This is a genomic window from Pengzhenrongella sp., assembly GCF_036565025.1.
Lineage (GTDB): Bacteria > Actinomycetota > Actinomycetes > Actinomycetales > Cellulomonadaceae > Pengzhenrongella.
Map to the genome: position 1 here is coordinate 1 of NZ_DATCNW010000472.1, position 6,233 is coordinate 6,233.

Sequence of the window (6,233 nt, forward strand, 5' to 3'; positions counted from 1 at the left end):
GGGCCGTTGCGCTTCGATGGACGTCATCACGCTCTCGTCGCCAACAAAAAAGGGCAACCCCGGCGGGCCGCCCAAAACGCATGATCACCCTCAGTGACGCCAACCCACCCCCACGTGGTCACCCACGGTGTCGCTCAACACACGTCCACGGTGAAGCCGGCGCCCGTGAGCAGGGCCACCCAGTCCGGGTAGGACATGTCGCAGAAGCGCTCGTGGCACTCGGACAGATAGTTGTCGTCGTAGTCCCGCGTGTAGAGGAACTCCATCGCGGAGCGCAGCGGCAGCTCGGCCACGTCGGGACTCACCCAGCGCACGGGACACCGGCCACCGGACAGGGCGGGGAAGTCCCGGGCGAACTGCCTGAGCTGGTCGGCGGGGCGCAGGGCTCGGAAGTGCGCCGTGACCGCGTCGTGCGCCCAGCCGGTGTAGTCGACGGCATCGGCGTCCGTGCCCCCGGCGAGGGAGAGGTGTACGAGCCGGTCGCCGCCGACAGGTCCGACGACGTCCGAGTTGACCCAGACCCCGCCGGGCGCCGTGTGCTCGAAGATCCGCGAGGCGAGCAGCTCGAGGTCCACGCGGCCGGCCCCGTAGCTGGAGATCTCGTGGGTGAGGGCGACCGTGATGGTGCTGTTGACGCTCGCCGCGGGAAACACCGGCGCGCGCAGCAGGTTGCGCTGGGCGAAGAAGACGTTCGGGTTCGCGAACACACCCTGGGCGCGCCGGTGCTCCGCCTCGGCGATCAGGTGCCGGGAGACGTCCACGCCGAACAGGTCGGACTCACCCAGGCGCGGGTCGGTGCTGGCACGCTCGAGCAGGCCGCCGGCCGCGCAGCCCAGGTCGACGACCCTGCCCGGCTGGATGAAGGCCGCGAGCTGCTCCCACTTGCGGTCCGAGGCGTCGTCGAACGCCGCCGTGTACGAGCGGTAGTCGCGCGTCGTGGTCAGGTCACCCTCGCTCGAGACCGTGGGGTCGGTGTGGATGAGGCGAACCGCGGCCGCCAAGGCGTACCGGTCGTAGAACGCGGCGGCCTGGGGGTGGGCGAGGGTGCGCCAGCTCGGATCGTCGGCCACCATGAGCTCGAGGATGTCCCAGGGGCGCGGCGGGTTGTCCGGGTGACCGTCCTCCACGCGCAGGACGCGGAACCCGAGCTCGGCGTACTGCGCGGCCACGGCCGGCGTCGAGCACGCGACCGCCGAGTTCGCCGGCGTCAACCTCGCCCCCGTGGTCAGGGCGACGCTCAGCAGGACGTTCCCCGCGAACCGGTCGCTGTCCGGGACGTCGGCGATGGGCGCCACCAGGGACGGGATGCCCTCGACGCAGGTGACCGCTTCGATCATCGCCTCGCGCCGATGCGCGGGGACCGGGTTGCGCCGCGTGCCACTGTGCGTCGACGACGTCAGGGCCCAGACCACCTGGGCTCCGTCGTCGCACGCAACCGGCAGCTCATCCGCGTCGCGGACCTCCCCGCGCAGCGCGGCCTGCAGGTAGGCCACCTGGAACGCTGTGACGAAGTGGTGGCGGCCGGGAAACAGGAGGTACGAGATTGGCGGGGTCACGCCGGTCATTCTGGTGCAGCCCGGCGCCGGCCGCGGACGACCAGCAGCGCCCGCCCGGGCAGCCCCGGCGGTAACGTCGATCGGGCAATGCTCGGCTCGTTGATCACCAGGAGGCACCAGCGTGGGTTGCCCCGCCTGCACCGCCCCTGACCTCCTGCCCCTGCTGCGCACAGCAGTGAAATACGGCGCCTACGTCGACCAGGGCGACGGCTGCGTCAAAGGTCTCATCTACGCCCCGTTCGCTGACTACGTCGGTGCCGAGTTCGGACTCACCGCCCAGGTGCACCCGATCCTGCCGCTGGAGCAGCTCCTCGACGAACTCACTCCCGTCGCCTGCGAGGAACGTGCCGGACGATGGGCTGGGCGCATGGTGATGGCATCGGTGCACAAGGAGATCCGCCGGCCAGAGCGCCCTGCGCCAGGACAGGGAGGTCACCTCGTGCTGATCACCGGTCACGATCCAGGCACCGGGACGGTCACGTTCCACAACCCGTCCGGACACACCGCGGACACACCGCGGACGCGCGCGCGGCTACCGTCCCGGCGACCGTGTTCGACACCTTCTACGCCGGCAGGGGCATGACGATCACGTTGACCACCTGATCCAACCATGAAGGGGTAGCCCCGTCCTGTGGTTCAGGTGGCGCATTGGGCTTGATGGGTCCACCACACCCAGTGGCAGCTGCGATGCTCGCGTCGTGCGCCTTGGCGTTGCTCGTGGGCCGGATGACCGGTCCGTAGAGCGAGTGCTATTCCAAGTCGAATGCAGCACGAATTGCAGCGGTCAGGTCGCCCTCTTGCCTGTCAAGCAGGTAGCCGATCAGGGCGCCAACGTCGGCGCTGGCGACCGTGATGACGTTGTCGAGGGTGACGATGCTGTCGTGGTCGAGGCCGTTCTCTGACCCGACCTGGACCTCGGTAGCCAGGCCGCGAATCGTGCTGGTGATCGGCGCCACGGTGACGTGACGCAAGACGGGAAGCGCGACTTCCCGGGTCAGGATGAGTGCCGGTCGAACCTTGTCCAGGCGGACGAGGTGAATCGCCCGCATCAGTCAAGGCCCGACGGTCGGCGGGCCAGCTCGGACAGACCGATCAGGTCGGGGTAGGGGGCGCCATCGTGCGCCCGGATGATCTCGAGGTCGGCCAGCGCACGAGCGCGCGCCTTCTGGCGACGGATGAGTTTGGCGACGAGGTCGGCGCGACTCGTGAACAGACCCGCGACGACCTGTTCGTCGACGAATTGGACGAGCTCGTCCGGGATTCGTACGGTGATCTGTGTGCTCATACCGGAAGCATACCGCTTTGAAAGCGCATCGGGATGATCGAATCCTTCCCCGTCAATGATCCGAGCCGCGGCGGGCACCAGGCCCGCTTGTTGACCGCTGACTTCAGCGGGTGAGCGTGCCCATCGAGCCATGGTCGACGTCGTGCATGGATGCCTGCTCTCGCTGCTGAAGTCGCCTCGGTCTACCTCGGACCCGCCGTGCTGCAGGTCACCCCGTTCCTCGGGTAGGCCCAAGGTCCCAGAGGGAAGCCTTACCTCATCTCTACCGTCGGAGCATGACACTGCGAGAGTTGCCGCTCGGCGCCGAGCTGCGAGTGACAGGGGTCCGCCTGCCCGCCGCGGCCGCGTTCCGGCTGAACGAGATGGGGATCCGGATCGGCACGCTCGCGCACGTCACCCAGCACGCGGCCTTCGGTGGGCGGGTCATCGCCGCCGCCGGGTCGCGGTACGCGCTCGATGGGGGCACCGCCGGCCTGATCGACGTCGAGCTCGTCACCCGAGCCGCGTGAGCTGCCACGGCACGACCGCCGCGCCCGCACCCCGCCGATCCGAGACAGGCGCCGCCACCGCGACGCTGACCACACCGTTGCGCGTGCTGCTGGTCGGCGGCCCGAACGTCGGCAAGTCCACCCTGTTCAACGCGCTGACCGGCGCCCGGCAGCGCACGATGAACGCCCCGGGCACCACCGTCGAGCTCGCCACGGGCACCTGGCGCAGCGCGGCGCCCGACGGCGGGTCCGACGATGCGGCGGGCGGTGGAAGCAGCGCGATCGACCGGGCCATCGTCGACCTGCCCGGCACCTACAGCCTGCTGGCTCGATCGGTCGACGAGCAGGTCAGCGCGGACGCCGTCCGGGAGCTCGCGCTGACCTGCGAGCAGGAGACCCGCCGGCCGGGCGTCGCCGTCGTCGTCCTGGACGCGACCGCGCTCACCCGGTCGCTGTACCTGCTGGCCCAGGTCGCCGAGACCGGTGTCCCGCTGGTGGTCGCCCTGACCATGCTCGACCTCACCGCCGCGGCGACCGACTCGCCCACGGCGGCCGCCGACGGCGGCGCGCTGGCCACCACGCTCACCGCGGCACTCGGCGTCCCCGTCGTCCCGGTGGACGCACGGCACTGGTCCGACGGCGGTCTGCGCGAACTCGCGCGGGCCGTCGACGAGGTCGCCGTGACCCCGCGCGGCGTCTCGGGAATCACCGCGACGTCGCCGACCTGCGCGTGCGGGGGCGTGGCGGCCGAGCTGGCCGACCTTTCGCCCGCGCCCGGGCCGGATCTCTCCCTCGAGCTCGCGCACGCCGAGACGCTGTTCGCCTGGGTCGAGCGCGTCGTCGAGCAGGTCACCGCGGGCCTGGCGCCGACCGCGGGGGCGCATCCCTCGATGAACGCCGGCGGAGCCCATCGCCGCACCTTCTCCGACCGGATCGACAGCGTCCTGCTGAACCCGTGGGCGGGCATCCCCGTCTTCCTCGCCGTGGTCTGGCTGCTGTTCGAGCTCACGACCAAGTTCGCCGCACCGCTGCAGGGCCTCATCGACCAGCTGGTGAACGGTCCCGTCGCCACGGGCGTGACCTCCGTGCTCGGCGTGTTCGGGCTCGGACACAGCTGGGTCCAGGGCCTACTGGTGGACGGGCTGCTCGCCGGCGTCGGCACCGTGCTGACGTTTCTGCCGGTGATGGCCGTGATGTTCGCGGCTCTCGGGATCCTCGAGGACTCCGGCTACCTTGCACGGGCCGCGTTCGTCGCCGACCGCGCGATGCGTTCCATGGGCCTCGACGGTCGCGCCCTGCTGCCGCTGATCATCGGGTTCGGCTGCAACCTGCCCGCCCTGGCGGCCACCCGCACCCTGCCGCACGCCCGCCAACGACTGCTCACCGGGCTGCTGATCCCGCTCACGTCCTGCTCGGCGCGGCTGACCGTGTACATCCTGCTCGCGGGGGCGTTCTTCCCCGACAACGCCGGCACCGTCATCTTCGCCATGTACGTCGCCAGCGTGCTGCTCGTGCTCGGCTGCGGGCTCGCGCTGCGCAGGACGGCGTTTCGGGACGTCAACGCCGAGCCCCTGCTCCTCGTGCTGCCGCCCTACCAGCGACCCCACCTGGGCACGCTCGCCATGTCGGTCCGGCTGCGCGTCGGGTCGTTCGTGATGCGAGCCGGGAAGATCATCGTCGCGACCATGCTCGTCGTGTGGGTGCTGATGGCGATCCCCGCGACCGGCCAGCACGCCGTCGGCGACGTGCCGATCAAGGACAGCGTGTACAGCGCCGTGGCGTCGGGCATCGCCCCGGTACTCGCGCCGGCCGGCTTCGGCAACGACCACGCGGCCGCCGCGCTGATCACCGGGTTCGTCGCGAAGGAGGTCGTGGTCGGCTCGTTCGCCCAGTCCTACGCGGTCGCCGAACCGGGTGACCCCGCCCGTGCGGGACACCTCGGCGAGCAGCTTCGCGCCTCCTTCGACGATTCCTCGGGCGGGCACGGCGGCGCCGCGGCGCTGGCCTTCATGGTGTTCGTCCTCGCGTACACCCCGTGCGTGGCGGCGCTCGCCGAGCAGAAACGCCTGTTCGGCTGGAAGCCGACCCTGTACGCCCTCGGCGCGCAGCTCGCCGCCGCGTGGCTGCTCGCGGTCACCGTCTTCCAGGTGGGCTCGCGACTGTGAGTGCGTGGACCGCGGTGCTCGACGACGTCCGGGCGCGGGGCGGCACGCCCGCGCAGGTCGCCGCCCGGATCGGGCTCCCCGAATCGCTTGTCCGCGCCGTGCTGGACCACGCCGAACGCCTGGGTGTGGTCGCGGTCGCCGGCGCCGGATGCGCGTCCGGTTGTCCGACCGGCCCAGACCTGCCCAAGGGCTGCACCGGCTGCCCGATCGCGCCCAGTGCGAAAGCACGAGCATCGGCGTAGGCAGGGCTTAGGTCGCCCTTAGGGCAGGCTTAGGCCGGGTCTTTCATGTTGTCGCCGGGCGGTGATAGCGGAGAGGATGGCCGCTGCCATTCCGTTGCCTCTTCTGGATAGATTCGTGCGAGGTTTTGGGGACCGCGCATCTTTCGTACGAGGGCTTTCCGCCGATGCTGCGCTCGGCGCGGTGAGCCGGCCAGGCGCGTAGTTCAGATCGGATTCTTCTCGACGACTCGTGGCCGACCGGAGGAGAATCGGTACGCGAGGATCAGAACGGTGGCGGGTCGTCCGCTTCCGGTTTCCGGTCCCGCTCGGGTGCCGCCTGGGGCTCCGGCTGGGATGCTGCGTCCAGCCAGGGGTCGGGTTCGACCTGCGGCAGGTGCTCGTGTCCGGGCGGCAACGGGGAGTTGTAGGCATAGGTGTGCCCGGTGGGCGTGGTCCAGGTGATCGTGCCGTTGTCGGCGCGGTCGTACGTCCAGCCGGCGTGCGTCTTGAGCAGGTGA

General features: G+C 70.6%; 7 protein-coding genes and 1 pseudogene. 4 read left to right on the forward strand and 4 right to left on the reverse strand.

Features of this window, described 5'->3' with window-relative positions; all coding sequences use genetic code 11:
* Positions 1–134: 134 nt before the first annotated feature.
* Entirely contained in the window at positions 135–1,556 is a 1,422-nt protein-coding gene (locus VIM26_RS26355; protein WP_414696592.1) for a class I SAM-dependent methyltransferase, read from the reverse strand.
* Positions 1,557–1,677: 121 nt separating this feature from the next.
* On the opposite strand from VIM26_RS26355, the gene VIM26_RS26360 reads away from it, so the two are divergent.
* Entirely contained in the window at positions 1,678–2,139 is a 462-nt protein-coding gene (locus tag VIM26_RS26360; RefSeq protein ID WP_331956303.1) for a hypothetical protein, read from the forward strand.
* Positions 2,140–2,305: 166 nt separating this feature from the next.
* Here VIM26_RS26360 and VIM26_RS26365 read toward each other — a convergent pair whose 3' ends face one another.
* Together VIM26_RS26365 and VIM26_RS26370 are read right to left on the reverse strand one after the other, a co-directional pair.
* Entirely contained in the window at positions 2,306–2,605 is a 300-nt protein-coding gene (locus VIM26_RS26365; RefSeq protein WP_331956304.1) for a type II toxin-antitoxin system PemK/MazF family toxin, read from the reverse strand.
* Positions 2,605–2,841, reverse strand: coding sequence for a ribbon-helix-helix domain-containing protein (locus VIM26_RS26370; protein WP_331956305.1), 237 nt, complete (start codon positions 2,839–2,841; stop codon positions 2,605–2,607). Before VIM26_RS26370 ends, VIM26_RS26365 begins: the two co-directional genes overlap by 1 nt.
* Positions 2,842–3,116: 275 nt before the next feature.
* Here VIM26_RS26370 and VIM26_RS26375 point away from each other — a divergent pair, with 275 nt between their 5' ends.
* The 3 genes from VIM26_RS26375 to VIM26_RS26385 are packed head-to-tail and all read left to right on the forward strand — an operon-like array spanning position 3,117 to position 5,736.
* On the forward strand, positions 3,117–3,350 hold the full coding sequence (locus VIM26_RS26375) for a FeoA family protein (RefSeq protein ID WP_331956306.1): 234 nt from the start codon (positions 3,117–3,119) through the stop codon (positions 3,348–3,350).
* Positions 3,347–5,494, forward strand: a complete 2,148-nt coding sequence (gene feoB, locus VIM26_RS26380; protein ID WP_331956307.1) for a ferrous iron transport protein B — start codon at positions 3,347–3,349, stop codon at positions 5,492–5,494. The genes VIM26_RS26375 and feoB overlap by 4 nt, the downstream gene beginning before the upstream one ends.
* Positions 5,491–5,736: a hypothetical protein gene (locus VIM26_RS26385; protein WP_331956308.1), complete on the forward strand. Its 246-nt coding sequence runs from the start codon at positions 5,491–5,493 to the stop codon at positions 5,734–5,736. Before feoB ends, VIM26_RS26385 begins: the two co-directional genes overlap by 4 nt.
* Positions 5,737–5,998: 262 nt before the next feature.
* On the opposite strand, the pseudogene VIM26_RS26390 reads toward VIM26_RS26385, so the two are convergent.
* Positions 5,999–6,233: pseudogene (locus tag VIM26_RS26390) on the reverse strand (hypothetical protein); the annotation flags it as partial.